This window comes from Micromonospora sp. WMMB235, from assembly GCF_001855515.1.
In the GTDB taxonomy this organism is placed as follows: domain Bacteria; phylum Actinomycetota; class Actinomycetes; order Mycobacteriales; family Micromonosporaceae; genus Micromonospora; species Micromonospora aurantiaca.
The window spans coordinates 6,040,058-6,063,004 of sequence record NZ_MDRX01000001.1 but is presented as its reverse complement, the minus strand read 5'-3'; the positions used below and the strand labels follow the sequence as shown (position 1 = coordinate 6,063,004).

Sequence of the window (22,947 nt, the reverse complement as noted above, 5' to 3'; positions counted from 1 at the left end):
CGCCGCGACGGCGGCGCGACGCGTCAGAGGTCGGTGACCCGGATGCCGGCGTGCGCCTTGTAGCGCTTGTTGATCGCGATCAGGTTCGCGGTGAACGCCTCGATCTGGTGGGCGTTGCGCAGCCGCCCGGCGTAGATGCCCCGCATGCCGGGGATCCGCGCGGCCAGCGCGCCGACCACGCCCACCAGTTCCCGGTCCTCGGTGCAGATCAGCACGTCCAGGTCGATCCGGTCGATCTCCGGGTCGGCCAGCAGCGGCGCGCTGACGTGGTTGAACGCGGCGCAGACCCGGGACTCGGGCAGCAGTGCGGCGGCCTGCTGAACGGCGCTGCCCTCGGCGACGGTGAGCGCGTACGGGCCCTGCTTGTCGAAGCCGAGCGGGTTGACGCAGTCCACCACGATCTTGCCGGCCAGCGGTCCGGCGAGCGCGGCGACTGTGGCCGCGTGCCCGTCCCACGGCACCGCCACGATCACCACGTCGCTGCGCCGGGCGACGTCCTCGTTGTCGCCGCCGGAGACGACGGCACCCTCCGGTACGTACGGCAGGGCGGCGATCTCGGCGGCGGCCTGGGTGGCCCGCTCGGCGGTGCGGGAGCCGATCAGCACGGTCTGCCCGGCCCGGGCGAACCGGTAGGCGAGACCCCGTCCCTGGTCGCCGGTGCCACCGATGATGCCGACGGTCAGCCCGGAGACGTCGGGCAGCGTGGTCGCGTCGTAAGCCATGCGCTCATCCTCGCAAAGCGGGGCCGCGAGCGGTGCATCCCGATGCTGTGACAATCGCCGCGCTGGTCACGCCCGTTCGAAGGCCACCCGGCGCTGGGCCGGGTCGGCGGCGGTGAGGCGTACCCGGACGCGTTCGCCCAGCGGCAGCTCACCGGCGCAGCGGGCGCGCACCGGCGGCTCGTCGAGCGCGATCGTGCCGCCGGGCGGACGGCCGGGGCGGCCGTTACCCGCCGGACGCGGTTCGTCCACGTCGAGCACCGCCGCCTCGAACGTCTCCCCCACCCGGTGCGCGAGCAGCACCGCCTCGGCCAGTTCCACAGCGCCGCGGGTGGCGGCGCCCGCTGTGCGGTCGGTCGCGGCCATCACCTCGGGCAGTTTCGGCAGCGCGGCCCGTACCTGCTCGGGCACCTCGCGGCCCTCGTGCAGCGCCAGGCAGACCTCGGTGGCGTAGCGGTCGGCGAGGCGGCGCAGCGGCGCCGTGACGTGCGCGTACGCGGCCGCCACCCCGCCGTGCTCGGGCTGCTCGGGCAGGTCACCGTCGAACGAGGTGTACGCGGCGCCGCGCATCAGCTCGGCGGCCTGGTCGACGAAGGCGGCCACCCGGGGGTGGGAGGTGTCCAGCCCGTCGAGCACCTGACCCACGGGTGTGCCGTCCGGCCAGGGCACGCCGAGCGGGCCGGCGGCGAGCCGCAGCCGTTCGACCGCCTCCGGGCGGGGGCGCGGCATGGTGCGCAGCAGCCCGATCCGGCCGGCCAGCATGATGTCGGCCGCGGCCATCCCGGTCAGCAGCGAGATCTGCGCGTTGTGCTCCTCCATCGGGCCGGGGCCGCGCAGCACCAGCCGCCACCCGTCGCCGTCGGGCTCGACGTCCTGCTCGGGCAGCGGCAGGTTGATCGCGCCCCGGCTCAGGCCCCGCGCGGTGAGCAGCGCCCCGATCTCGGGCAGCAGGGCGATCGGCTCGGGCAGCCGTCCGGCGTCGGCGTCGCGCTGCACGCCGCCGTAGTCGAGCTTGGCCCGGCTGCGCACCAGCGCCCGCTCCAGCGTGACCGCGGCGGTGCCGCCGTCGGCGTCCAGGTCGACGGTCCAGAGCACGGCGGCCCGGTCGGCGTCGGGCAGCAGGCTGGCCGCCCCCTCGCTGAGCGTGTGCGGGTGCAGCGGCACGTTGCCGTCGGGCAGGTAGACCGTCTGCCCGCGGCGCCACGTCTCGGCCTCCAGGTCACCGCCGAGGCGTACGTGGGTCAGGACGTCCGCGATCGCGTACCGGACGCGGTAGCCGCCGCCGGGACGGCGGGTGAGGTGCATGGCCTGGTCGAGGTCGCGCGAGGTCGCCGGGTCGACGGTGACGAACGGGATGTCGGTCCGGTCGGCGACTGCGGGCGGCGGCGCGGCGGCCGCCAGGTCGGCCTCGCGCTGCGCCGCGGCCGGGAAGCCCTCGGGCAGTCCCAGCTCGCGGCGCAGCGCGCCGAAGTCGATACGGGGCGCCAGTACGCGTCGGATCACCACGCGGTCAATCCTGACAGTGCCCCGCACGTTCCGCTCCCCGGGAGGGAGCGGTGTCCGCGGCGTCAGGCGCGGCGGGCCGGCGCCTTACGTGCGGTGGTGCTCTTGGCTGCGGTGCTCTTGCGGGCCGGCGCCTTCTTCGCGGCGGTGGTCTTCTTCGCCGTCGTGGTGGTCTTGCGCGCGGTGGTGGTCTTGCGGGCGGGCGCCTTCTTCGCCGCCGCCTTGCGCGCCGTGGGACGCGTCGAGGCTGTGGTCTTCTTCGCCGCTGTGGTCTTCTTGGCGGCGGTCGTCTTCTTCGCCGCCGAGGTGACCTTCCGCGCGCCGGTGGTCTTCTTGGCCGCCGTCGTCGTCTTCTTCGCCGCCGTCGTCTTGCGGGCCGGCGCCTTCTTCGCGGTCGCGGTGGTCCGGGGCGTCGTGGTGGTCCGGGGCGTCGTGGTCTTCCGGGCCGCTGTGGTCTTCTTCGCCGCCGTCTTCTTGGCCGCTGTGGTCTTCGTCGCGGTCGCCTTCTTCGCCGTGGTCTTCTTCGCAGGCGCGGTCTTGGCGGTGGCCCGGCCGGCCGGCGCCGTACGAGCGGCGGCCTTCTTCGCCGTCGTCCTGCTTGTGGTGGCCTTGGTGGCCGGCGCCTTACGAGCCGCCGACACGACCTTCCTGGCGGCCGCCTTCTTGGCCGCCGCCTTCTTCGCCGGTGTCCGTCCGGCGCCGGCGCCCGAGGCGTTCGGCGACGCCTTGGTGACCGTCGTCGTCCTGCCCGCGGCGGTCCTCTTCGCGGTCGTCCGTTTCGCGGCCGGGCGGGTGGCCTGCTGTGCTTCGGCCATCTCGGTTCCCTTTCCTGGGGACGTGCTCTCGCCCTCGCGGAGCACGGATCACCTCGACGCGGGCCCTCCCGCGCCGTCTAGCAGCCCTCCCCGGCCCAACGGGCGTCCTCGGCGTCCCACGCGTCGTTACGCTCCCGCACTGTCTGCAGGGCGTTGTCCGCGTCGGCGGCTGAGGCGTACGGTCCGAGAACGTGCTTGGCGGGGCACACGTCGGCATCGGTCTCGACCCGGTGGTGTCGCGTGCACCAGTAGTAGTGCCCACCACTTCCGTCGTCGCTCATGCGATCACTGTGCACCGGGAACCGCCCGGCCGCCACCGGAACGGCACAAATAGTCACGTCCTTCTCCACATTAGACCTGGTCGGGGCGGTTGCGGCGGGGAACGGCGGAAGACCCCGGACATGCCCGCCCTCGTCCGAACGGGGTGTGGCTGCTGTTCGCGTACCCCTTCCCGAACCTCGCCGTGGTCGGCGGCGTGGCGCTCATCGCGCTCGCGGTGGCGCTGCGGCCGCGTTTCGGCCGGCTCGACCGGGACCTGGACGTGCTCACCGAACGCGAGGCGCCCGAGCTGCACGCCCTGGTCCGGGAGGTGGCCACGGCGGTGGGCGCACCGACGCCGCACGTGATCGGCGTCGACGGCGGCATCAACGCGTACGCGACGTCGGTGGGCTGCGCCGGCGGCGTGTGCTCGGCCTCGGGCTGCCGCTGTGGGGCGCCCTGGACGGGCCGGCGCGGGTCGCGCTGCTCGGCCACGAGCTGGGCCACTTCGTCAACGGCGACGTCCGCCGTGGGCCGGTGACCCAGCCGGCGCTGACCATGCTCGGCAACGCCGCCGACCTGTTCCGGCCCCGGGGCGGGTCCGACGGCGGCGGGCTGCTGGTGATGGTCGGCGAGTGGCTGGGGCACCTGGCGTCCTGGGCGCTGTCGCGGCTGCTGGACACGCTGCTGCGGACCGGCTCGGTGGCCACGGCGGTACGCAACGCGGTACGCGGCGGCCACGGGCCGGGCACCTGGCGGGTGGAGACGGGACGCGCGCCGCGCGGATCGACGCCGAGCTGGCCGGGCACTACGAGCGGGCCGGCCGGGCGCTGAGCTGGAACGCCTGACGCTCAGGCGGGTGCCGGGACGGGCTCCGGACCGGGTACGGCGGCGGGCGCCGGGCGGGCCGCCGCGATCGCGTACGCGAGGGCGTAGGGCGTGCAGGCCAGATGGAACATCGGCTCGACGAGCACCCGGTCGGTGATGAGGAACCGTTCCCACCCGGTCGGCCGGGGCAGCCCGAACGACGAGTCGGTCCAGCAGGTGAACAGCCAGAGCGGCGCGGAGATCCGGTCCACCGCGTCCGGCGGCAGGCCGTCCGCCACCGGCGCGGTGGCCGGGATCGAGGTGACCACCGCGAGCACCACCGCCGCGTCGGCCGCCACAAGCGCGCCGAGCAGCCCGGCCGACCACGCGAGCCGGACCCGGCCCCGGCGGGCCAGCGCCCCGGCGGTCCAGAGCGCCGCCGTCAGCAGCGCCAGCCAGAGCAGCAGCCCGGGCACCGTCTCCCACACCCGGCTCTCACCTCGCGCGGCGAGCAGCGCGAGCGTCGCGGTCACCGTCGCGGCGATCGGCAGCACCACGCCGAGCGCGGTGGGCAGCGCCCCCACGCGTACGGTCCGGCGTGCGGCCCGGGTGACTCCGAGCGCGAGCGCCGTGCCGAGCAGCGCGGTGAGCGCCGACCAGGTCGGCAGCTGCGCGGCTGCGGCCCACGGCACGCGCATCTCCAGCCACCCGTGGGTCAGGGCCATCACCGCGCCGGCGAGCACGAGCACCGCGACGCAGGCCGGCGGCGCGAGCAGCAACACCCCTGCGGTACGCCCCAGCTGCCGCGACCCGGCCCGGCCGGTCAGTGGCGTGGCCGCCCGGCGCGCCGCCAGGCTCGCGGCGAACCGGAGCATCCCCCAGCGGCGGCCGGTGCGGGCCAGCTCGTGCAGCTCGGCGGCCCACTCCCGGGCCAGGCCGGCACGCAGCTCCGCCGGCCACCGGCGTACCGCGACCCGCAGCAGCAGCGCCGCCACCCGCCGGGTCACCACGCCGGCGCCCCGGCCGGGTCCGCGCCGCCGGCACGTTCGGAGGGTACGAGGGCACGCAGCTCGGCCAGCGCCAGCCGGGCCGACCGGATGCCCTCGCCGGTGAGGCGGTAGTAGCGGCGGGCCGGGCGGCCGGCGGTCACCGGGTCGACGTCCTCCCAGTCGGCGGCGAGCCAGCCCGCCGCCTGGAGACGGTGCAGCACCGGGTAGAGCGTCCCGCTGGGCAGGCCGGTGAGCCGCATCAGGTCGAGGCCGTAACGCGGCGCCTCGGGCTCGGCGAGCAGCGCCGAGAGCACCTTCGCCACCGGGATGGTCAGTCGCACAGCGGCACTCTATCGGAACTCTACATAGGGCGGGTGCACCCGAGGTAGCAGGACGAACGGTGATCGACAATGGGACGGTGTGTCCCCTTCGGCGGAACCGGTGGCCGGTCCGGCAGGGCCCGCTCAGGTGGATCACCGGTGGCCCGGGTGCATCGCACGACTCCATATGCGAGCCTCGACGGACGAATCCGCTGTCGCGCTTCCAGCGGACAGCGACCCGAGCTGGGGAGAGAAAATCGTGGGCAACCTTGACATCGCGCTGAAGAACGCGATGAACATCGACGGCGCGATCGGGGCCGCGCTCGTCGACTACACAAGTGGCATGACCCTCGGCGTCGCCGGCGGCACCGGCGAGATCGACCTGACGGTCGCCGCCGCCGGCAACACGGACGTCGTACGCGCCAAGCTGCGCACCATCGAGATGCTCAAGCTCGACGACGAGATCGAGGACATCCTGATCACGCTCGGCAGCCAGTACCACCTGATCCGCCCGCTGAGCAACCGCACCGGCAAGGGCCTGTTCCTCTACCTGATGGTGAGCAAGAGCCGGGCCAACCTCGCGATGGCGCGGCACCAACTGCGCACGATCGAGGAGAGCCTGGAACTGTGAGCCGGGTGGACGACCTCCCCCGCCGTACGCGCGCCCAAGCCGGCACCCTGCCGCCACCACGGGCGCTTCCACAGTCGCTGGCCGGCAACCCGGCACTGCCGTACCCGGCCATCGCCCAGGAACTCTCCGCGCTGCGGTTGCAGATCCCCGGCGTGCACGGCTGCGTCCTCGGCGGCGTCGACGGCCTGCTCGTCACGCACAACCTGCAGAACGGCGCCGACCCGGACGACCTGGCCGCGCTCGCCGCCACCACGTACGGACTCGGCCGCCAGGTCGGGTTCCGGCTCGGACAGGGCGACTTCCAGCAGTCCACGGTGCGCAACGCGGGCGGCTACCTCAGCGTGTACGCGATCAACGGAGAGGCGCTGCTCGCCGTGGTCGGCACGGACAGCATCAACGTGGCGCGGCTGCACCTGCACGCCCCGACCACCGCGGCCCGGCTCGCCGAACTGCTCGACGGCGTCAGCCCGGCCACGTCCTGACGTACGCCGGTCGTCCCGATCCCACCCGTCCGGACCGGAGGCGGCCGGCGTACCCCCGGGTTCTGTCGTTCGTGTGGCGCGGCGGTCGCGCGGCGCGGTCGCGCGCTTGGCGCGGCGGTCGCGGCGGTCGCGCGGCGCGGTCGCGCGCTTGGCGCGGCGGTCGCGGCGGTCGCGGCGGTCGCGGCGGTCGCGGCGCGGCGGGTCAGAGGCCGAAGCGGCCGGCCCACGCGGTCACGTCGGCCACCGTGGCGTTGCCGCCGCAGACCACCAGGCCGATCCGGGCGTCGGCGCCCACCCGCTCGACCACCCGGCGGGCGGCAGGCAGCAGGCACCCGGCGGCGGGCTCGGCCCACACCTTGGCGTGCTCGGCCAGCTCCAGCGTGCCCCGCACCGCCTCGGCGTCGGAGACCACGAGGACGTCGCTGACCAGCGCGGTCACATGGTCATAGGTGAGCTGCGAGACGCTCGGCGCGCTGAGCGTGGTGACGATCGACGACAGCGGCACCTCGACTGGGCCGCCCTTCGCCAGCGCCTGCGACATCGCCTGCGCGCCCTCGGTCTCGACGCCCCAGATCCGTACCCCCGGTCGCCGCGCCCGCAGCGCCGCCGCCACGCCCGAGATCAGCGCGCCACCGCCGATGCTGACCAGCACGTCGGTCAGCTCACCGGCGTCGTCGGCGAACTCCAGCCCGACAGTGCCCTGCCCGGCCAGCACAATCGGGTCGTCGAACGGGTGCAGCAGCGTGACGCCCTCGTCCCGCAGCCGGTTCATCAGCGCGAACGCGCCGGCCATGTCCTCGGTCAGGCGCACGTCCGCCCCCGCGGCGCGGGCCACCTCGACCGCGCGGGCGGGCGCCGTCCGGGGCATGACCACTGTCGCCGCCACCCCGAGCGCGCCGGCCATCACCGCGACCGCGATGCCGTGGTTGCCACCGCTGACCGCTACCACCCCGGCCGCCCGCTCCGCGTCGTCGAGCGCGAGCAGCTTGGCCGCCGCACCACGGGCCTTGAACGAGCCGGTACGTTGCAGCAGCTCCAGCTTGGCGGTGACCGGTACGCCGAGCAGCTCGGTCAGTCCCGGGCTGGGCACGGTCGGAGTGTGTACGACGACGTCGGCGATCCGGTCGGCGGCCGCCTGGATGTCCGCAAGCTCGATCACCCCCGCAGCGTCCCACACCGGCCCCCGTGCCCCGCGCCGTCCCACGCGCGGCGCCCCACCGCTCCGCCGCCCCGCGCTCCGGCACTCGTCGATCTTGGAGTTGTGGCACCTCGCAAACTGCGCGGAAGGGCTGTTCCGGGCGCCACAACTCCAAGATCGCTGGAGGGGGACGGACCTGTCACGGTCGGCTGGCGGCCACCTCGGCGTCGCTGCGGAGGATGCAGAACTCGTTGCCCTCCGGGTCGGCGAGCACCACCCAGCCGGTGCCGTCAGGCTCACGCCGGTCGGCCACCACCGCCGCGCCCAGGCCGGTCAGCCGGGCCAACTCCTCGTCGCGCGTGCCCTCGACCGGGCGCAGGTCGAGGTGGATGCGGTTCTTGACCTGCTTGGCGTCCGGTACCTCGATGAAGAGCAGGCGGTGCCGCCCGTCCCGCGAGTAGATCATGCACTCCTCGTGGCCCGGCTCGTTCGGATCGTCCGGGTCCTCCCGGTAGTCGAGGACGGCTTCCCACCAGCGGGACAGGGCGTAGGCGTCGGCACAGTCCACGGTGGTGTGGGACACGTAGGAGGTCATCACCGGATCATCGCAAGTCCTGATGGCCCCCGGGCTACCCAGCCGTTCCCGGACCGGCCACCGGCTCCCTAGGTGTCAGCACCGCTCACGGACGCATCCCCGGCAGCCAGTCCGGCGTCGAGCGCGGCCAGGAAGTCCAGCAACTCACGCCGCGCGGCCTCGTCATGCGTGCGGTGGTTCAGGACGTCCGACGCGACGCAACGGGAGCGGTCCTCGACCACCTCGATCAGCTCGATGAGTTGAAGCCGAGCCTCGATCACCGCGGCCGAGCCCACCTGGCGACACCATTCCTCGATCAGGTCGGGGTCCGTGGAGACGGCATCGATCCCGCAGCATCCGACAACGCACTCGACCTCGCAGAAGGCGATGCACGTACGCAGGGGCGACGGCACATCGACCGATACGTCCGCCATCGCCTCTCCTCCCCTGAGCCCGCCGCGACAGTGACGGGTGGCCGATGCTAGCGCCACGACCGCCTGGCACTCCTGCGAATTCGGCGACCACTCCGGAGCCAGAGCGTCGCGATCGTCGAGGAGGTTGCCGGTGGACACCGCGTGGAGCGCTACGTCTCCCTCGTCAACCGCCCGCTTCAGCTGTCAGTCGTCGAACTCGAACCCGCGCGCTTCGGCGTCGTTGACCAGCCGCCGCATACGTTCGCCGCCAGTGGCTACCGCCTTCATCAAGGCCTCCAGCTCTTGCAGCGCGCCTCGATCGGTGCCGTAGGCGCAGAACATGCCGGCCTCAGGGTCATAGGCGAATCGACCTTCGAGCGTCGGGGCCTCGGTGCTGACAAGAACCTCCGCGACGCCTGCCCAGAAGTACCCGTTGGGCTCGTGACCAAGCTCCCCGATCACACTGTCGACTGGAGTGGTCCCGGCATCCAGCAGCAGCGAATACTGTCCGGGAGTGGTCTCGATCAGTCTGAGCAAGGTCATCTTCGAAGCCTGACAGTGGTCGGTGCTCGTGGCAAGATCCGAAGTCTCCGTCGCACGCTCAGTTCCGCTCCTCCAAGCGGCACGGTCATCTGCAAATCTCACACTGAACAGGCACGAGGTGCTGCGATGTTCGCTCCGGCGGGACTGTCCGGTATCACGATCAAGGCAGCGGGGGCGACGTGAGCAGCGACGTAACCACAGTGCTGTGGCGCCCCCTGGGACAGCAGGAACTCGACCTCGTCCGCGAGGCAGGGGGGCGCAGGTGGCCGCCACTCTCGCCGGAGCAAACTCACTTCTTCCCGATGCTCGACGAGGCTTTCGCGGTCAGGGCTGCGCAGAACTGGAACCTGTTCGGACCCGTGCGCTACGTGGCCCGCTTCCACGTCGAGACAGGTTTCCTGGGCCGCTACTCGACACGGCCCTTCGGCGGATCCGCCGCTCCGATGCTGTGGGTTGCAGCCGACGAACTCGACGAGTTCAACGCGCACATCGTCGATTCGATCGAGGTCATCCACGAATTCCGATAGTGGGTGACCGGTACAGACGGCGGCCATCGGAGGATCCCGACGACGTGCGGCCGGTTTGGCTGGACGACGCCGCGCGGAGGCAGCACCGCCGGGACGACGGGCGACGTCGGCACCGCGAGAGCTTGCTGACCAACGACGACCGTCGACGCGTACTAGAAGCAGCTCAGAATCTTGATCAGAGCTCTGAGCTGGGTGGGCGACGGACGAGTCGACCTGTACGCCGGACTAAGATCACCGCACCCCCTCCAACCAGGAGCGGAGCCTCACGAAGGCTGCTGCAGGCCGCCGCCAGGCCGTCAGAGAGCGCTGAACCCATCGCCCGCAGGACTGGAGCGTTGCAGATCGTCGATGGTGATCGAGAAGTCGCGCCCCTCGGACTCGGCGTTGGCCTTGACCCGCTCCAAGATCTTCTCAACGCGCTTGATCGCTTGCGGATCGCCGTGCCTTGCGGCCTCGATCACTCGCTTATACTCAACCCACCGGATATAGACATCTCGCATGAGCTTGGTCTTATAGGTCACGCTAAGGTTCGCCCGGGGTCCGAAAATGGTGTCGGTATGCAACTGCCACCAACCATCAGCGGGAATCCCGTCATTCACATACGCAAGCGCCTCTTCCCTACTCTCGCAGGGGTCCATGATGTCGTGACATTGTCGGCATAGCAGGACAAGGTTTTCTGGCCTGTTTGAGCCACCGAGGGCCAAGTCCTGCAAGTGTGCTCTATCAAGCCAGCCACTAGCCGAGTTCCAGACAGCAGCAAGAGTGGCCTGCGTGTCATCTACCGGGGCCAGCCAGCCGCATCTGAAGCAGAACGGCTCGCCCCAGCCGATAGACCAGGCCCTTAGGTGCGGAAAGACCTGCTCATACCTGCTCCTCCAGTACTCCACGATGCCGTAGGGAGTTGGCATATCGCGACGGCTGTACCCCATCAACTCAACCCCATCCTGAAGAGTCAGCTCCATGGAGAGACGAACAGCAGGACGTACTGTAGAGCCGACCTACGACAACCTGAGCCCAATCGAGCCCCAGACCCGCGAGGTTTCGCGTGAGTCCGTAGAGGACGCGAACATCAAGGCACCGCGCTGCGCGCGGTGCGGGGGCGGCAAGCCCGGCCGGCGGCAAGCCGCCCCGGCCGCCTACGGCGCCGGGGCGGTGAGCCACCGACAGCCGCCGGGAGACCGCCCTCAACCGGGAGTAGCAGCCAGTTGCAAGCCAGGCCGTGACGGAAGCCTGCGGGGCCACTCTGCGCGGGTGGCCGGGGCTTCCGCCTGCCGCGCCAGTCCAACCCCAGGACTGGCTTGCCACCGGATCACCGGGTCACCGATCGCGCTCCGCAGCCGTACCCTCGTGGTCGTCGAGGAGGTTGCCGGGTGCCCATGTCGTGGAGCGCCACGTCTCCGACGTCAGGGAAGTTCGCTCCGGTGGAACGGTCGGACTTCGCCAGCCTCACCGAGCGGTTCGACGAGCTGCGTGCCCAGGGGCGCGGCTACCTCGAAGTACGGGGCAGCGCCGCGTTCCCTGTGCTGACGCTCGGGTTCGCGGGTTCTGCGGCGGTCGTCCATCTGATGACGGACGAGGACGCCGTGTCCCTCCTGGCCGCCGATGAGCCTGCGGACGCAGATGCGGCAGTGGTGGTGCTCGACGGCCTGGTCGACTTCACCGCGGACTTTGTTCTCAATCTCGAACGCGCCTGGCAGGTTGTCGAGGAGTTCGTCCGCACGGGTGATGCTCGTCGGGCAGGAGAGTGGCACGAGTTGAAGTGATGGCTATGGCGGATTGCTCCCGCGCGTTGCCGCAGCGGCCAAGCCAGCACGAGGCTTACTGAGCCAGCACTCAGGCCGTCTCCAGGCCGTCTCAGGCCGTGGCCAGGCCGTCAAACGCCACCCAACGATGACCAAGGTCAACCAACAGCACCGGATAAACGGCCAGCTCAGAGCCATGATCACGGCTCTGAGCTGGTGGGCGACGGACGAGTCGACCTGTACGCCGGATTCTGTGACCGGCACGCCCATAGGCGCACCGGCGGCGGCCATCCATCTCGGCCTGCCGTTGCCGGCAGGCTCCAGCGGCCTACCCGCAGACATCGGGCGGGCAGCCCTCAAGCGTCTGCGCGGGTCGTCATCTTGCGGTGACGGCCCTTTCTTGGCCTTGCTCCGGGTGGGGTTTACCGAGCCACCCCGGTCACCCGGGGTGCTGGTGGGCTCTTACCCCACCGTTTCACCCTTACCGTCCCGTTACGGGCCGGCGGTCTGTTTTCTGTGGCACTGTCCCGCGGGTCACCCCGGGTTGCCGTTAGCAACCACCCTGCCCTGTGGAGTCCGGACGTTCCTCGGCGACGGGCCGGAGCCCGTCGACGCGACCGCCCGGTCGACTCGTCCGTCGCGCCCTCATCCTAACGACGCACCCGCCGCGCCCATTTCCACCCCGCCCCACCATCTCGTCCACCAGTTCGGGGAGGTGGCGGCATCAACCGGCCCGGGATACCGCCACTTCCCCGAACTGGCGCGATGCGCGCCCGAACTGGCGCGGTGCGCGTCCGAACTGGCGCGGTGCGCGCTCGCCGCCCCGACCGACTAGCCTCGGGGGACCATGGATCTCTCCGACGCCGCGCTCCTGCTCGCCGCCGGTCTCGCCGCGGGCACTGTGAACGCGGTGGCCGGTGGTGGCTCGCTGATCACGTTCCCGGCGATGATCGCCACCGGCCTGCCGCCGGTGGCGGCGAACGTCTCGAACTCGGTGTCGGTCTTCCCGGGGTACGTGGCGAGCGTGGCGGGCAGCCGGGTGGACCTGCCGCGCGGGCGGGAGCTGTGGTCGCTGCTGCCCACCGCCGTCCTCGGTACGATCGCCGGGTGCGCGCTGCTGCTGGCGACTCCGGCGCGCGCGTTCGAGCTGGTGGTGCCGTTCCTCGTGCTGGGCGCTACCGCCGTACTCGCGTTCCAGGGTCCGCTGCGCCGGCTGGTCGGCCATCCGGAACGGTTGGGCGCGCGCCGCCGTACCGTCACGGTCCAGACCATGGTCGCGCTCGGCACTGTGTACGGAGGCTACTTCGGCGCGGCCCTCGGGGTGATGCTGGTGGCCGGGTTGGCGCTGGTGCTGGACGCGACGCTGGCCCGGGTGTCGGCGATGAAGAACCTGCTCTCGGCAGTGGTGGGGCTGACCACGCTCGTGGTGTTCGCCCTGTTCGGCCCGGTGAACTGGGCGGCCGTCGCGGTGGTCGCGCCGGCCACCCTGTTCGGCGGGTACGCGGGCGCGCGGCTGGCCCGCCGGCTTCCGCAGGTGGTGTTGAAGACGGTGATCGTGGTGTTCGGCACCGCCATCGGGTTCTACCTGCTGTGGCGGGCGCTGGCCTGACGCCACCCGGCAAGACCGGACCCGTCAGTAGGCCTCCCCCACCGGCTCCTCCGGTGCGTGCTCGGCGCGGCGGGCGGCCCGGTTCCAGATGACCCGTTCGCCGTAGCCGGCCGCCATCAGGTGCCCGAACGCGAGGTACGCGAGCACGCCGGCGGCGAGCACCCCGAAGCCGACCCAGAACGGCAGCGCGAGGCCGTGTTCGGCCAGTTTGCCGGAGATGATCGGCGCGGGCGCGGCGGCGCCCCAGCGGACCAGGTTGAACGCGCCGGTGGCGACGCGCCGGTCGGCGGAGCCGAGCCCGAGCGCCAGGTCGGTCAGGTTGGCGTTGGCGAGGCCCATGAACAGGCCGGCGACGACGAGGACGACGAGCGACATGGCGGTGCCGGTGGAGGTGGCGAACAGGACCATGCAGACCAGCAGGCCGAGCAGTGCGACGCCGACTGTCTGCACCGCGCCGATGCGGTGGGCCAGCCGGTGCCCGATCAGCAGGATGCCGGCCGCCAGGCCGAGACCCCAGCCGGTGAACGCCAGGCCCAGCGGGATGACGTCGAGGCGCAGGAACAGCGGCGTGTAGCCGAGCACGACGAAGAAGACGAAGTTGTACGCGGCGGTGACCACGCACAGCGTCACGAACGCGGGCTTGCGGTAGGTGGCGAAGATCTGGCCGAGGCGTACCGGCTGTTGCTTGTTCACCGGTTCGCGCAGCTTGCGGGCGGCGACGCCGAGCGCCAGCACCATGAACACGCCGCAGACGAAGAACGGCAGCCGCCAGCTCACCTCGCCGAGCAGGCCGCCGATCAGCGGGCCGACCGCGAAGCCGAGCCCGAGGGCGGTCTCGAACAGGCCGACCACCCATTCCCTGTCGTTCGCGAGGTTGACCAGCACGACCATGGCGGTGGCGAAGAACATCGCGTTGCCCAGGCCCCAGACGCCGCGCAGCACGGAGAGCTGCACGATGTCGTTGCTGAACGAGGCTCCGATGGCGGCCAGGCCGACGACCGAGACGCCGGTGACGAGCACCGGCTTGAAACCGAACCGCCCGCTGGCGAGCGTCGCCGGGATCATGCCGACGGCCATGACCGCGATGTACGCGGTGAAGAGCAGCTCGACCTGCCAGGCGGTGACGCCGATCGCCTCGCCGATGGCGGGCAGGATCGGGTCGACCACGGCGATGCCGGCGATCGCGAGGAACGCCACGAGCGTGGTGGCGTAGATGGCACTGCGGTTGGGCTCGGATCGGCGATCCACTCCGCAACCTCCCATATAGCTGTATCGTACAGGTATTTTTCTTGTATCATACAGCTATGAGTGACGACGTCCACGCGCCCGAGGTCACCCTCGGCCGGATCGAAACCGAGGTCGCGTTGCTGATGCGCCTGGGTGAGGCCACCCGCCGGGGCACCGGCACGATGGAGCACCGGCTGCTGGACCGCGCCGCGTACGTGATCCTGCGGCACCTGGACGCGGCCGGCCCGCAGAACGTCTCGGCGCTCGCCGCGCGGCTGAACCTGGACGGCTCCACCGTCACGCGGCAGGTCTCCGCGCTCCAGCGCGACGGGCTGATCTCGCGTACCCCCGACCCGGCCGACGGGCGCGGCACGGTGATCTCCGCGACGGCGGCCGGGCTTCAGCGGATGGCCGCCGTCCGGGCGGCCCGCACCCGGTTGTACGGCGACATCCTCGCCGCCTGGCCCGAGGCGGACCGGGAGACACTGGCGGACATGTTGCACCGCCTCAACGAGGCGCTCGACGCGCGCAACCGCCGCCGCTGAGGTATTAGGAAGGGCCCCTTATTATGCAGAATGCGTTAATAAGGGGCCCTTCCTTTCACGCCACCGGCTCCCGCGCGGAGTCTCCGCGATCGGCGGTCGCCGTCACGCGCGGGTCGCCCTCGTCGGCGAAGTAGTCGTCCGGCGTGGTGCCGTCCGGCCCGTCGGCCACCCTGGCGGCGCGCAGCACCAGCGTGAGCAGCGCGGCCACCACCAGGTTCACCAGCACCGCAACGATGCCGACGTAGATGGTCTTCGGCGTGTCGAAACCGAACTTCTCCAGCGGGAACGCCGATCCGGCGAAGTGCTTCTTCCCGGTCGCCGGGTTGCCGATCTGGTAGAGCATCCACATGCCCAGGCCCATGCCGGCCGCCCAGCCCGCGATCAGCGCGCCCCTGTGGAACCAGCGGGTGTAGAGGCCCAGCGCCACCGCGGGCAGCGTCTGGAGGATGATCACGCCGCCGATGAGCTGGAGGTCGATGGAGAACTGCGGGTCGAGGAAGACGATGCAGGCCACCGCGCCGACCTTCACCACCAGCGAGGTGATCTTCGAGACGTTCGCCTCCTGCGCCGGGGTGGCGTCCCGCTTCAGGTACTCCTTGTAGATGTTGCGGGTGAACAGGTTCGCCGCCGCGATCGACATGATCGCCGCCGGCACCAGCGCGCCGATGCCGATTGCGGCGTACGCCACCCCGGCGAACCAGTCCGGGAACTGCTGGTCGAACAGCAGCGGCACCACAGTGTTGCCGTCGGTCGTACCCTCCTTCGCGCCGGGCAACGGCTTCACGTTCGCCGCGATGGCCATGTAGCCGAGCAGCGCGATCAACCCCAGCAGCAGGCTGTACGCGGGCAGCGCGGACATGTTCCGCTTGATCACGTCGCGGTTCCGGCTGGCCAGCACACCGGTGATGCTGTGCGGGTAGAGGAACAGCGCCAGCGCCGAGCCGAACGCCAGCGTCACGTACTGGATCTGGTTGTTCTGGTTGAGCAGGATGCCGTCGCCGGGCGCGGGTGACGCCTGGAACTTCGCGTCTGCCGCGTCGAAGATGGCGCCCCAGCCGCCGAGCTTGTACGGCAGCCAGATCACCGCGACCAGGATCACGATGTAGATCAGCGAGTCCTTGACGAACGCGATCAGCGCCGGGGCGCGCAGCCCGGACTGGTACGTGTACGCGGCCAGGATGGCGAACGCGATGATGATCGGCAGGTGCCGGGCCAGCGCGCTGTCCCCGGTGACGCCCATGGTCTTGAGCACCGCCTCGATGCCGACCAGTTGCAGCGCGATGTACGGCATCGTGGCGACAATGCCGGTGATCGCCACCAGCAGCGCCAGGATCGGCGAGCCGAACCGGTTGCGGACGAAGTCGGCGGGGGTGACGAATCCGTGCCGGTGCGAGACCGACCAGAGCCGGCACAGCACCAGGAACACCAGCGGGTAGATGACGATCGTGTACGGCACCGCGAAGAAGCCCGCCGCGCCGGCCCCGAAGATCAGCGCCGGGACCGCCACGAACGTGTACGCGGTGTAGAGGTCACCGCCGACAAGGAACCAGGTGATCCAGCCGCCGAAGCTGCGCCCGCCCAGTCCCCACTCGTCCAGGTGGGCCATGTCCGTCGGTCTGCGCCACCGTGCAGCCACGAAACCCATGGCGCTGACCAGCAGGAACAGCAGCGTGAAGACGATGATCTCGGTGAGGTGGTCCCGCCACATCAGCGGTCACCCCGCTTCTTGGTCATCTGGTAGACCAGCGTGGTGGTGCCGACGCCGAGCAGGATCCAGACCAGTTGCAACCAGTAGAAACGCGGGAAGCCGAACAGCCGGGGCGAGTCGGCGTTGAACAGTGCCGGGATCAGCGGCACCACGATCGGGATGAAGAGCAACCAGTTCCAGGGACTCTTGTCCTTCGCCCTGGATCGCGCCGTGTCGAGCGCCTCCGGTTCCGGTGCGGACATGTGACACCCCTCCGGGCATTCGTAGCGGGCCATGTGACGGCCGGAGGCTACGACCCTGTGACGGGGGTCACGTCCGATCGGGTGATGTCGATGCGCCGAACGGCCGCCGGCATGCGCCGAGCGGCCGTCAGGCGTCCGCGAGGTGCGAGGTGTCGTTGACCGAGCGGACCGCGACGCCGCCGTCCGGGTACAGGTCCAGCACCGAGATGCCGGCCGTGTCCAGGTAGAGCCGGTGCAGGAACGCGTCGCCGGCGGCGAGCGCGTCGCGCAGCACCAGCTTGATCGGCGAGACGTGGGAGACCACCACGACCGTCTCCCCCGGGTACGCCGACCGCAGCCGGTCGACCGCCCGCCCGGTCCGCTCGGCGACTGTCACGAACGACTCGCCCCGCGGCGGCGCGACCCGGGTGGAGGCGAGCCAGGCGTCCAGCTCGGCCGCCCAGCCCTCGCGTACCTCGGCGAACGTGTGCCCCTCCCAGACGCCGAAGTCGCACTCGATCAGGTCGTCGTCGGTGCGTACCGGCGGGTTGCCGACCTGCGCGGCGACCGCCTCGGCGGTGGCCGTACACCTCGACAGCGGGGAACTGACCACTGCGGCGACGGACGGCGCCAGCGCGGCCACCCGGGCGGCGGTGGCCCGGGCCTGGGCCCGGCCGCGCCCGGTGAGCGGCACGTCGCCCCGGCCGGAGTAGCGCTTCTGCACGGTGCGCTCGGTCTCCCCGTGCCGCACCAGGATCAGCCGGGTGGCCTCCTCGGTCGGGCGCGGCTCCCAGGAGGCGGGCGTGGTGGCCGGGTCGGTGCCGGTGGCGCGCACGACAGTCGCCTCCCGCGCCTCGGCCGCCGCCGCTGCCGGTGCGGCGCCGGACGCGGCGGCGTCCATCGCCGCGTTGGCGAGCGCGTCGGCGTGCCGGTTGCGCTCCCGGGGCACCCAGGTGAACCGTACGGCGGCGAACCGGCTGACCAGCCCGGCCGCCTGGGCGGCGAGCGGACGCAGCCCGGGGTGCTTGATCTGCCAGCGGCCGCACATCTGCTCGACCACCAGCTTGGAGTCCATCCGCGCCTCGACCTCGGCCGCGCCCAGCTCGGCGGCGGCCTCCAGCCCGGCGATCAGGCCCCGGTACTCGGCCACGTTGTTCGTCGCCGTACCGATCGCCTCGGACCGTTCGGCCAGCACCTCACCGGTCTCCGGGTCGCGGACCACGGCGCCGTAGCCGGCCGGGCCGGGATTGCCCCGGGAGCCGCCGTCGGCCTCGATCACGACCGCGCGCGCCGCCACGACGGCTACAGTCCCGACTCGTTGGTCCGGACCATGATCCGCCGGCACTCCTCGCAGCGGACCACGTCGTCCGGGTCGGCCTTGCGGATACGGGCCAGGTCGGCGCCGGACATCTCCAGCCGGCAGCCGCCGCAGCGGCCACCGGTGAGCAGCGCGGCGCCCATGCCGGTGTCCTCGCGGATCTTGTCGTAGAGACCGACCAGGTCCGACGGGAGGTCACCGGCGAGCGGCTGGCGGGAGGTGCGCTTGAACTCCTCCTCCTTGGCGATCTCCGCCAGGGTCTCGTCGCGGCGCTGCTCGGTCGCGGCGCGGCGCTCACGGGCCTCGGCGAGCCGGCTCTCGATGCCGTCGAGCACACCCTGCGCGGTCTCCCGCTGCTCCATCAGCTCCAGCTCGGCGTCCTCCAGGTCGCTCTGCCGGCGGTTCAGCGAGACCAGCTCGTGCTGGATCGCCTCCAGCTCGCGGGCCGGGCCGCTGCCCGAGGCCAGCCGGGCCTCGTCCTTGCTCTTGCGCGCGCGCACCTGGTCGACGTCCTTCTCGATCCGGGCGATGTCCCGGTCCAGGTCGTCGACTGCCACCTGGGCGCGGACCCGCTCGTCCTCCAGCGCGGACAGCTCACGCGCGAGGGCCTCCAGCTCGGCGCGCTCCGGCAGGGTGCGGCGGCGGTGCGCGAGCTGGGCCAGCGCGGTGTCGATCGCCTGGAGGTCGAGCAGGCGGCGCTGCACCTTCGGGTCAGCCTTCACGTCGGGGCTCCTTGTCGTCCGGCCGGGGCGCGGCGGCGTGCACGGTCCACGGGTCGGTGTCCAGGTCGGACACCACGGTCTCGACGTCCAGCTCGGCGGCCAGGTAGGCGGCCAGGTCGTCCAGCCAGGGTCGCTCCGTCGCCCAGTGGGCAGCGTCCAGCAGCGCCGGGCCACCGGCGGCGAGGTGTTCCCCGGCCGGGTGGTGGCGCAGGTCCGCGGTGAGGAACGCGTCCACCCCGGCCGCGGTCGCCTCGGCGAGGAAGCCGTCCCCCGAGCCGCCGCTGACGGCGAGGGTACGAACCATACGCCCGGGATCCCCGGCGGCGCGAACTCCCCAGGCGGTGACCGGGAGCACGGCGGCGGCCAGCCGGGTCAGCTCGGCGAGCGTCATCGGGGTGGGCAGCTCGCCGATGCGGCCGATGCCCCGGCCGGGCCCGGCGGCGGGCGAGCCGGGGCGGGGCGGGTGCAGCGGACGCAGCCCGGTGAGCCCGAACCGGGCGGCGAGCGCGTCGGAGACCCCCGGGTCGGCCACGTCGGCGTTGGTGTGCGCCACGTGCAGCGCGACGTCCGCCTTGATCAACCGGTGCACGATCCGGCCCTTGTACGTGGTGGCGGCCACCGAGGAGACGCCACGCAGCAGCAGCGGGTGGTGCGCGACGATCATGTCCGCGCCGGCGTCGAGCGCCTCGTCCACGGTCTCCGGGACCACGTCCACCACGCAGGCGACCCGGCGTACCGGGTGGTCGGGCTCGCCCAGCACCAGGCCGACCCGGTCCCACTCCTCGGCCCACGCGGGCGGGTAACGGCGGTCCAGGGCGGCCACCACGTCGGCGACGGTGTGCGGCGATCCGGTTGTGCTCACGGGCGGCCAGCTTACCGGCGTCCGGGCCGGTACACGCCGACCGTCGCCGGGCGCGGCCCCCGGCGTCTGCCGGGGGCCGTGCCCACCGCGCCTCTCAGCCGACCGGGGCGACCGGCCGGGCCGCGCCGCGCAGGGCGGCCAGGCCGGCGTCCCAGGGGAAGGCGTCCGCGCGCCGGTCCCCCGTGCCGGGCGGGTGCAGGCGTACGACGTGGTCGCCGAAGACCATCCGGACGCCCCACTGCACGAGCCGGTCCAGGCTGGCCCGGAACGCCGGGTGCGCGGCCATCGCCTCGTTCGTGTACGGGACGGCAGCGATCGGCACCCCCATCCCCTGCGCCTCGATCAGCAGGCCCAGCGCCAGGGTGTCCGTGATGCCGACCGCCCACTTGTTGATCGTGTTGACGGTGGCCGGGCACACCAGCATGGCGTCGGCGGGGGGCAGCACGTCCGGGTCACCCGGGTTCTTGTAGTGCGTACGGACCGGGTGGCCGGTCTGCCGGGCCAGCTCCGTCCGGTCGACGAACTTCGCGCCGTCCGGCGTGGTGACCACGCAGACCGTCCAGTCCTCCCGCTGGGCGAGGTCGACCAGCCGGCCGACGTGACGGGCCAGCGGCGAACCGCAGGCGATGACGTAGAGCACCCGCCGGTGCCCGTTGGCGGTCTTCGGACCGCTCATACTCCGACTCCCATGTGCTCAGCCAACTCCGCGATCGGCGGAGGCGGCGCACCACGTGTGCGACGGAGAATCTCGGACATCAATTCGTGCGCTATCGGCCGGCACCGGATCTCGGAGGGCGCGAGCCGGTCACCGCGCAGCAGCATGTCCCCGGCGTTGGCGACGTCACCGATCTGGGAGTAGCCGCGGGCCAGGTCGAGCAGGTGGTGCGCGCGCCGCTCCGGCAGCAGCGCGTTGAACGCCGGCTCGGACAGCCGCATGTGGGTCTCCACCGCCCGGCCGCCGTCGCCCAGCTCGACCGCCGCCGCCGCGCGGTGCAGCTCCAGGTTGGTCGGGCCGAAGGAGGTCCAGTAGTGGTTGTGGTCGCCGCCGAGCATGGTGGCCGCCTCACCCGCGCCGGCGAGCAGGTCGTCCACTGTCGCCGAGTCACCGATCCGGGCGGCGGCCATCGCGCCCTGGAGCAGCAGCATCCCGTACACCGAGAGCCGTTCCGGCCGGACGTCGTTGTCGCCGCCGGGCGCGAGCCGCCCCGCGATGCGGACGTTCAGCTCCAGCGCCGGGCGGGGGCGGCCCATCGCGACGAGCGCGTTGCAGACGCGCGTGGTGGCGATGCCGGCCAGCAGCGGGTCGTCGGCGCGCTGGGCCACCGCCATCGACCGGTCGGCGGCGAGCCAGGCGAGGTCGCACTCGCCGAGCTTGCGCAGCACCGAGGAGGCGATCTGGTAGACCTGCCCGAGCAGGTGGGCGGCCTCGCGTACCTGGTCGCCGGCGGCGTAGCCGGCGTCTGCCGCCTGGGCGTCGCGCAGCAGCTTGGGCAGCGCGCGGGTGAGCATGCCGTAGCGGCCGTACTGGTAGGTGAGCCAGGCGTGGTTCACCGCCTTGCGCATGTCGGCCAGCGGCGGGGGGTAGGGCGCCGCGTCGAAGTAGGCGCTCATCGAGTCGTACCGCTCCAGGGCGGTGCGGATCTCCTCCACCTCGACCTGGTCGATGCAGTTGAGCGCGTCGGTACGCCGTTCCGGGTCCTTGCCGTGCAGCAACTGCACGTCGATCTGGAGGATGTCGGCGATCTCGTAGAGCACGGAGAACTTGTCCAGCCGGCGGACGCCGCGCTCCACCTTGTCCACCCAGCTCTTGGACTTGCCGAGCCGGTCGGCGAAGACCTGCTGGGACATCTTGCGGCGGCTCCGCCAGTACGCCACCCGCCGGCCTATGGGCAGTTCGTCCATTCCCGCTCCCTCCCCCTCACGGCGCCGGCCGGTCCCCCCACGTCCCTCAGGCTCGCGCCGATCGCACAGGTTGTGCGTCCACCGTCCAGCCAGTTCTCGTAGTTTTCGTGCAAGTTGCACCGACCGTTAGTCACCTCAACGAGCGTGGGTTACGGCAGTGACGGCTTTCGACGTGTGGCTTGTGGACGGTTCGGCGGGACCAGAGGGGACGACAGACATGTGGAGGAACGTCCGACCGCGCGTCGCTCACCTCTCGCCGCTGGAGCGGGTCCGGCTGCGCCGCGTCGCGGTGCGGTACGCGCTGCACGGCTGGCCGGTCACCCCCGGCGCCTGCCTGGCGAACAGCCGCTTCGTCTGCGGGCGGGCCGGCTGTCCCACAGTGGGCTGCCACCCGGCGCTGGAGGACTGGGAACACGCCGCCAGCGCCGACCCGGCCCGGGTGGCCACCTGGTGGCGCAGCCGCCCGCACGGCATCCTGCTGCCCACCGGCCGCGCCTTCGACGTCCTGGAGGTCGCCGCCCACCTGGGCCGGCAGGTCCTGGAAGCGGTCGCCACCCACCCCGCCGGCTTCGGCGTACGCGGCCCTGCGCTGGTCACCCCGACCGGCCGCTGGATGTTCCTGGTACGCCCCGGCGACCCGCTGCGGCCCGAGCTGGAGCACTGCTTCCACGTGGTACGCCACGGACCCGGCTCGTGGATCCCCGCGCCACCGACCCGGCTGCCCGAGGGGACGGTGCGCTGGGTGGTCGCGCCCGAGCAGGCCCGGTGGCAGCTACCCGACTCGTACCTGGTGCAGAACGCGCTGATCGCCGCGTTACGGGCGGCCGGGGTGACGCTCGGCGCCGACCTGTTCCCCGGTCATCTCCCGCTGCCCCGCCGCGGCCGCTGACCTCCCAGCACCCGGCCGGTGCTTCCGCAACGCGTGCTCCGACGCCGAGCGTTCTCCCTGGTCACAGCGGGTCCGGTGACCCGGACGGGTGGCCGACAGCGACCTCCCCGGCACCGGGCTCGTTGTTCCTGGCGAGGGCGCGTCCGCGCCAGAGCGGGGGTTTGACCATGTCCAGGGACGACGCTGCCCGCCACACCGGCGGTACCGAGCCGGCGCGGCCCCGCCGCCGCCTGCACCCGTGGGCCTTCACCCGACCGCTGGGCGTCCGCCCCGGCCGTCCTCGCCCCACCGGCTCCCGCCCCGCCATCCTCCACCGCCCCCTCCGCTGACCCCGCCTGCACCCTTCCCTTCCCCCTCTCCCTTCCTCCCCCACCAGCCCACCGCCGGTTGATCAAGGAGTTTGCGTCCGCCCAGCACGTTCTGGAGGACACAAACTCCTTGATCACCGCACCAAGGGCAGGCGGAGGGAAGGGCAGCACGCAA

General features: G+C 72.1%; 28 protein-coding genes and 1 other RNA gene. 9 read left to right on the top strand and 20 right to left on the bottom strand.

Features of this window, described 5'->3' with window-relative positions; translation table 11 throughout:
- Positions 1–23 precede the first annotated feature (23 nt).
- The 4 genes from npdG to BFV98_RS27135 form a co-directional block, all read right to left on the bottom strand.
- Positions 24–722: an NADPH-dependent F420 reductase gene (npdG, locus tag BFV98_RS27150; RefSeq protein WP_013287766.1), complete on the bottom strand. Its 699-nt coding sequence runs from the start codon at positions 720–722 to the stop codon at positions 24–26.
- A 66-nt stretch (positions 723–788) separates the two neighbouring features.
- Positions 789–2,225 (bottom strand): RNB domain-containing ribonuclease, encoded by a 1,437-nt coding sequence (locus BFV98_RS27145; RefSeq protein ID WP_071098223.1) that lies wholly within the window; start codon positions 2,223–2,225, stop codon positions 789–791.
- 62 nt (positions 2,226–2,287) lie between these two features.
- Positions 2,288–3,037: a histone gene (locus BFV98_RS27140; RefSeq protein ID WP_255368264.1), complete on the bottom strand. Its 750-nt coding sequence runs from the start codon at positions 3,035–3,037 to the stop codon at positions 2,288–2,290.
- Positions 3,038–3,114: 77 nt separating this feature from the next.
- Positions 3,115–3,318, bottom strand: coding sequence for a hypothetical protein (locus tag BFV98_RS27135; RefSeq protein WP_255368263.1), 204 nt, complete (start codon positions 3,316–3,318; stop codon positions 3,115–3,117).
- 143 nt (positions 3,319–3,461) lie between these two features.
- Between BFV98_RS27135 and BFV98_RS27130 the strand changes: the two genes are divergently transcribed.
- A complete protein-coding gene (locus tag BFV98_RS27130) occupies positions 3,462–3,836 on the top strand; it encodes a hypothetical protein (protein ID WP_071098220.1) in 375 nt (124 codons plus the stop codon).
- Entirely contained in the window at positions 3,833–4,129 is a 297-nt protein-coding gene (locus BFV98_RS27125) for a hypothetical protein (protein ID WP_071098218.1), read from the top strand. The genes BFV98_RS27130 and BFV98_RS27125 overlap by 4 nt, the downstream gene beginning before the upstream one ends.
- 17 nt (positions 4,130–4,146) lie before the next feature.
- On the opposite strand, the gene BFV98_RS27120 is transcribed toward BFV98_RS27125, so the two are convergent.
- Both BFV98_RS27120 and BFV98_RS27115 read right to left on the bottom strand, forming a co-directional pair.
- Positions 4,147–5,112, bottom strand: coding sequence for a hypothetical protein (locus tag BFV98_RS27120; protein WP_255368262.1), 966 nt, complete (start codon positions 5,110–5,112; stop codon positions 4,147–4,149).
- The gene (locus BFV98_RS27115; RefSeq protein ID WP_013287771.1) at positions 5,106–5,432 is read right to left on the bottom strand and encodes a PadR family transcriptional regulator; all 327 of its coding nucleotides are present in this window, start codon (positions 5,430–5,432) and stop codon (positions 5,106–5,108) included. Before BFV98_RS27115 ends, BFV98_RS27120 begins: the two co-directional genes overlap by 7 nt.
- 238 nt (positions 5,433–5,670) lie before the next feature.
- Between BFV98_RS27115 and BFV98_RS27110 the strand changes: the two genes are divergently transcribed.
- On the top strand, positions 5,671–6,042 hold the full coding sequence (locus BFV98_RS27110) for a hypothetical protein (RefSeq protein WP_013287772.1): 372 nt from the start codon (positions 5,671–5,673) through the stop codon (positions 6,040–6,042).
- On the top strand, positions 6,039–6,524 hold the full coding sequence (locus tag BFV98_RS27105; protein WP_013287773.1) for a roadblock/LC7 domain-containing protein: 486 nt from the start codon (positions 6,039–6,041) through the stop codon (positions 6,522–6,524). Before BFV98_RS27110 ends, BFV98_RS27105 begins: the two co-directional genes overlap by 4 nt.
- Positions 6,525–6,726: 202 nt before the next feature.
- Here the strand turns inward: BFV98_RS27105 and BFV98_RS27100 are convergent, their stop codons facing one another.
- The 4 genes from BFV98_RS27100 to BFV98_RS27085 form a co-directional block, all read right to left on the bottom strand.
- Positions 6,727–7,683: a threonine/serine dehydratase gene (locus BFV98_RS27100; protein WP_013287774.1), complete on the bottom strand. Its 957-nt coding sequence runs from the start codon at positions 7,681–7,683 to the stop codon at positions 6,727–6,729.
- A 178-nt stretch (positions 7,684–7,861) separates the two neighbouring features.
- On the bottom strand, positions 7,862–8,257 hold the full coding sequence (locus BFV98_RS27095; protein WP_071098217.1) for a VOC family protein: 396 nt from the start codon (positions 8,255–8,257) through the stop codon (positions 7,862–7,864).
- Positions 8,258–8,325: 68 nt separating this feature from the next.
- Positions 8,326–8,808, bottom strand: coding sequence for a DUF6331 family protein (locus BFV98_RS27090; RefSeq protein WP_255368261.1), 483 nt, complete (start codon positions 8,806–8,808; stop codon positions 8,326–8,328).
- A gap of 45 nt (positions 8,809–8,853) precedes the next feature.
- On the bottom strand, positions 8,854–9,192 hold the full coding sequence (locus BFV98_RS27085; protein ID WP_030273135.1) for an immunity 51 family protein: 339 nt from the start codon (positions 9,190–9,192) through the stop codon (positions 8,854–8,856).
- A gap of 179 nt (positions 9,193–9,371) precedes the next feature.
- On the opposite strand from BFV98_RS27085, the gene BFV98_RS27080 reads away from it, so the two are divergent.
- Complete coding sequence (locus BFV98_RS27080; protein ID WP_071098215.1) at positions 9,372–9,719, top strand: hypothetical protein; 348 nt, start codon at positions 9,372–9,374, stop codon at positions 9,717–9,719.
- Positions 9,720–10,015: 296 nt separating this feature from the next.
- On the opposite strand, the gene BFV98_RS32030 is transcribed toward BFV98_RS27080, so the two are convergent.
- The gene (locus tag BFV98_RS32030) at positions 10,016–10,681 is read right to left on the bottom strand and encodes an HNH endonuclease (protein WP_255368260.1); all 666 of its coding nucleotides are present in this window, start codon (positions 10,679–10,681) and stop codon (positions 10,016–10,018) included.
- 459 nt (positions 10,682–11,140) lie between these two features.
- On the opposite strand from BFV98_RS32030, the gene BFV98_RS27070 reads away from it, so the two are divergent.
- The gene (locus BFV98_RS27070) at positions 11,141–11,482 is read left to right on the top strand and encodes a hypothetical protein (RefSeq protein WP_071099014.1); all 342 of its coding nucleotides are present in this window, start codon (positions 11,141–11,143) and stop codon (positions 11,480–11,482) included.
- A gap of 203 nt (positions 11,483–11,685) precedes the next feature.
- Here the strand turns inward: BFV98_RS27070 and rnpB are convergent.
- Positions 11,686–12,094: RNase P RNA component class A (rnpB, locus tag BFV98_RS27065), an RNA gene on the bottom strand.
- 214 nt (positions 12,095–12,308) lie between these two features.
- Between rnpB and BFV98_RS27060 the strand changes: the two genes are divergently transcribed.
- On the top strand, positions 12,309–13,070 hold the full coding sequence (locus BFV98_RS27060) for a sulfite exporter TauE/SafE family protein (protein WP_071098213.1): 762 nt from the start codon (positions 12,309–12,311) through the stop codon (positions 13,068–13,070).
- Positions 13,071–13,094: 24 nt separating this feature from the next.
- On the opposite strand, the gene BFV98_RS27055 is transcribed toward BFV98_RS27060, so the two are convergent.
- On the bottom strand, positions 13,095–14,318 hold the full coding sequence (locus BFV98_RS27055) for an MFS transporter (protein ID WP_030273141.1): 1,224 nt from the start codon (positions 14,316–14,318) through the stop codon (positions 13,095–13,097).
- Positions 14,319–14,374: 56 nt separating this feature from the next.
- Here BFV98_RS27055 and BFV98_RS27050 point away from each other — a divergent pair, with 56 nt between their 5' ends.
- Positions 14,375–14,842 (top strand): MarR family winged helix-turn-helix transcriptional regulator, encoded by a 468-nt coding sequence (locus BFV98_RS27050; protein ID WP_013287783.1) that lies wholly within the window; start codon positions 14,375–14,377, stop codon positions 14,840–14,842.
- 55 nt (positions 14,843–14,897) lie between these two features.
- Here BFV98_RS27050 and mctP read toward each other — a convergent pair whose 3' ends face one another.
- The 7 genes from mctP to BFV98_RS27015 all read right to left on the bottom strand — a co-directional run bounded on the left by mctP (position 14,898) and on the right by BFV98_RS27015 (position 21,575).
- Positions 14,898–16,550, bottom strand: a complete 1,653-nt coding sequence (gene mctP / locus BFV98_RS27045) for a monocarboxylate uptake permease MctP (protein ID WP_013287784.1) — start codon at positions 16,548–16,550, stop codon at positions 14,898–14,900.
- Entirely contained in the window at positions 16,550–16,792 is a 243-nt protein-coding gene (locus BFV98_RS27040) for a DUF3311 domain-containing protein (protein WP_013287785.1), read from the bottom strand. Before BFV98_RS27040 ends, mctP begins: the two co-directional genes overlap by 1 nt.
- 127 nt (positions 16,793–16,919) lie before the next feature.
- Positions 16,920–18,068, bottom strand: coding sequence for a bifunctional RNase H/acid phosphatase (locus tag BFV98_RS27035; protein ID WP_071098211.1), 1,149 nt, complete (start codon positions 18,066–18,068; stop codon positions 16,920–16,922).
- Between the two features lie 5 nt (positions 18,069–18,073).
- Complete coding sequence (locus tag BFV98_RS27030; RefSeq protein WP_071098209.1) at positions 18,074–18,811, bottom strand: zinc ribbon domain-containing protein; 738 nt, start codon at positions 18,809–18,811, stop codon at positions 18,074–18,076.
- Positions 18,801–19,673 carry a Nif3-like dinuclear metal center hexameric protein gene (locus BFV98_RS27025; protein WP_013287788.1) on the bottom strand — a complete coding sequence of 291 codons (873 nt, stop codon included), beginning with the start codon at positions 19,671–19,673 and terminating at the stop codon, positions 18,801–18,803. The genes BFV98_RS27030 and BFV98_RS27025 overlap by 11 nt, the downstream gene beginning before the upstream one ends.
- A gap of 94 nt (positions 19,674–19,767) precedes the next feature.
- On the bottom strand, positions 19,768–20,349 hold the full coding sequence (locus BFV98_RS27020; protein ID WP_013475658.1) for a flavoprotein: 582 nt from the start codon (positions 20,347–20,349) through the stop codon (positions 19,768–19,770).
- Positions 20,346–21,575 (bottom strand): helix-turn-helix domain-containing protein, encoded by a 1,230-nt coding sequence (locus BFV98_RS27015; protein ID WP_013287790.1) that lies wholly within the window; start codon positions 21,573–21,575, stop codon positions 20,346–20,348. Before BFV98_RS27015 ends, BFV98_RS27020 begins: the two co-directional genes overlap by 4 nt.
- A gap of 217 nt (positions 21,576–21,792) precedes the next feature.
- On the opposite strand from BFV98_RS27015, the gene BFV98_RS27010 reads away from it, so the two are divergent.
- Positions 21,793–22,464 carry a bifunctional DNA primase/polymerase gene (locus BFV98_RS27010; RefSeq protein ID WP_071098208.1) on the top strand — a complete coding sequence of 224 codons (672 nt, stop codon included), beginning with the start codon at positions 21,793–21,795 and terminating at the stop codon, positions 22,462–22,464.
- The last annotated feature ends 483 nt before the right edge of the window (positions 22,465–22,947 follow it).

What these genes read in the sequence shown, in the direction of transcription:
- npdG (WP_013287766.1), bottom strand. Translation starts at nt 722, where the DNA reads ATGGCTTACGACGCGACCACGCTGCCCGACGTCTCCGGGCTGACCGTC.
- BFV98_RS27140 (WP_255368264.1), bottom strand. Translation starts at nt 3,037, where the DNA reads ATGGCCGAAGCACAGCAGGCCACCCGCCCGGCCGCGAAACGGACGACC.
- BFV98_RS27135 (WP_255368263.1), bottom strand. Translation starts at nt 3,318, where the DNA reads ATGAGCGACGACGGAAGTGGTGGGCACTACTACTGGTGCACGCGACAC.
- BFV98_RS27095 (WP_071098217.1), bottom strand. Translation starts at nt 8,257, where the DNA reads ATGACCTCCTACGTGTCCCACACCACCGTGGACTGTGCCGACGCCTAC.
- BFV98_RS27085 (WP_030273135.1), bottom strand. Translation starts at nt 9,192, where the DNA reads ATGACCTTGCTCAGACTGATCGAGACCACTCCCGGACAGTATTCGCTG.
- BFV98_RS32030 (WP_255368260.1), bottom strand. Translation starts at nt 10,681, where the DNA reads ATGGAGCTGACTCTTCAGGATGGGGTTGAGTTGATGGGGTACAGCCGT.
- BFV98_RS27060 (WP_071098213.1), top strand. Translation starts at nt 12,309, where the DNA reads ATGGATCTCTCCGACGCCGCGCTCCTGCTCGCCGCCGGTCTCGCCGCG.
- BFV98_RS27050 (WP_013287783.1), top strand. Translation starts at nt 14,375, where the DNA reads ATGAGTGACGACGTCCACGCGCCCGAGGTCACCCTCGGCCGGATCGAA.
- mctP (WP_013287784.1), bottom strand. Translation starts at nt 16,550, where the DNA reads ATGTGGCGGGACCACCTCACCGAGATCATCGTCTTCACGCTGCTGTTC.
- BFV98_RS27040 (WP_013287785.1), bottom strand. Translation starts at nt 16,792, where the DNA reads ATGTCCGCACCGGAACCGGAGGCGCTCGACACGGCGCGATCCAGGGCG.
- BFV98_RS27020 (WP_013475658.1), bottom strand. Translation starts at nt 20,349, where the DNA reads ATGAGCGGTCCGAAGACCGCCAACGGGCACCGGCGGGTGCTCTACGTC.
- BFV98_RS27015 (WP_013287790.1), bottom strand. Translation starts at nt 21,575, where the DNA reads ATGGACGAACTGCCCATAGGCCGGCGGGTGGCGTACTGGCGGAGCCGC.
- BFV98_RS27010 (WP_071098208.1), top strand. Translation starts at nt 21,793, where the DNA reads ATGTGGAGGAACGTCCGACCGCGCGTCGCTCACCTCTCGCCGCTGGAG.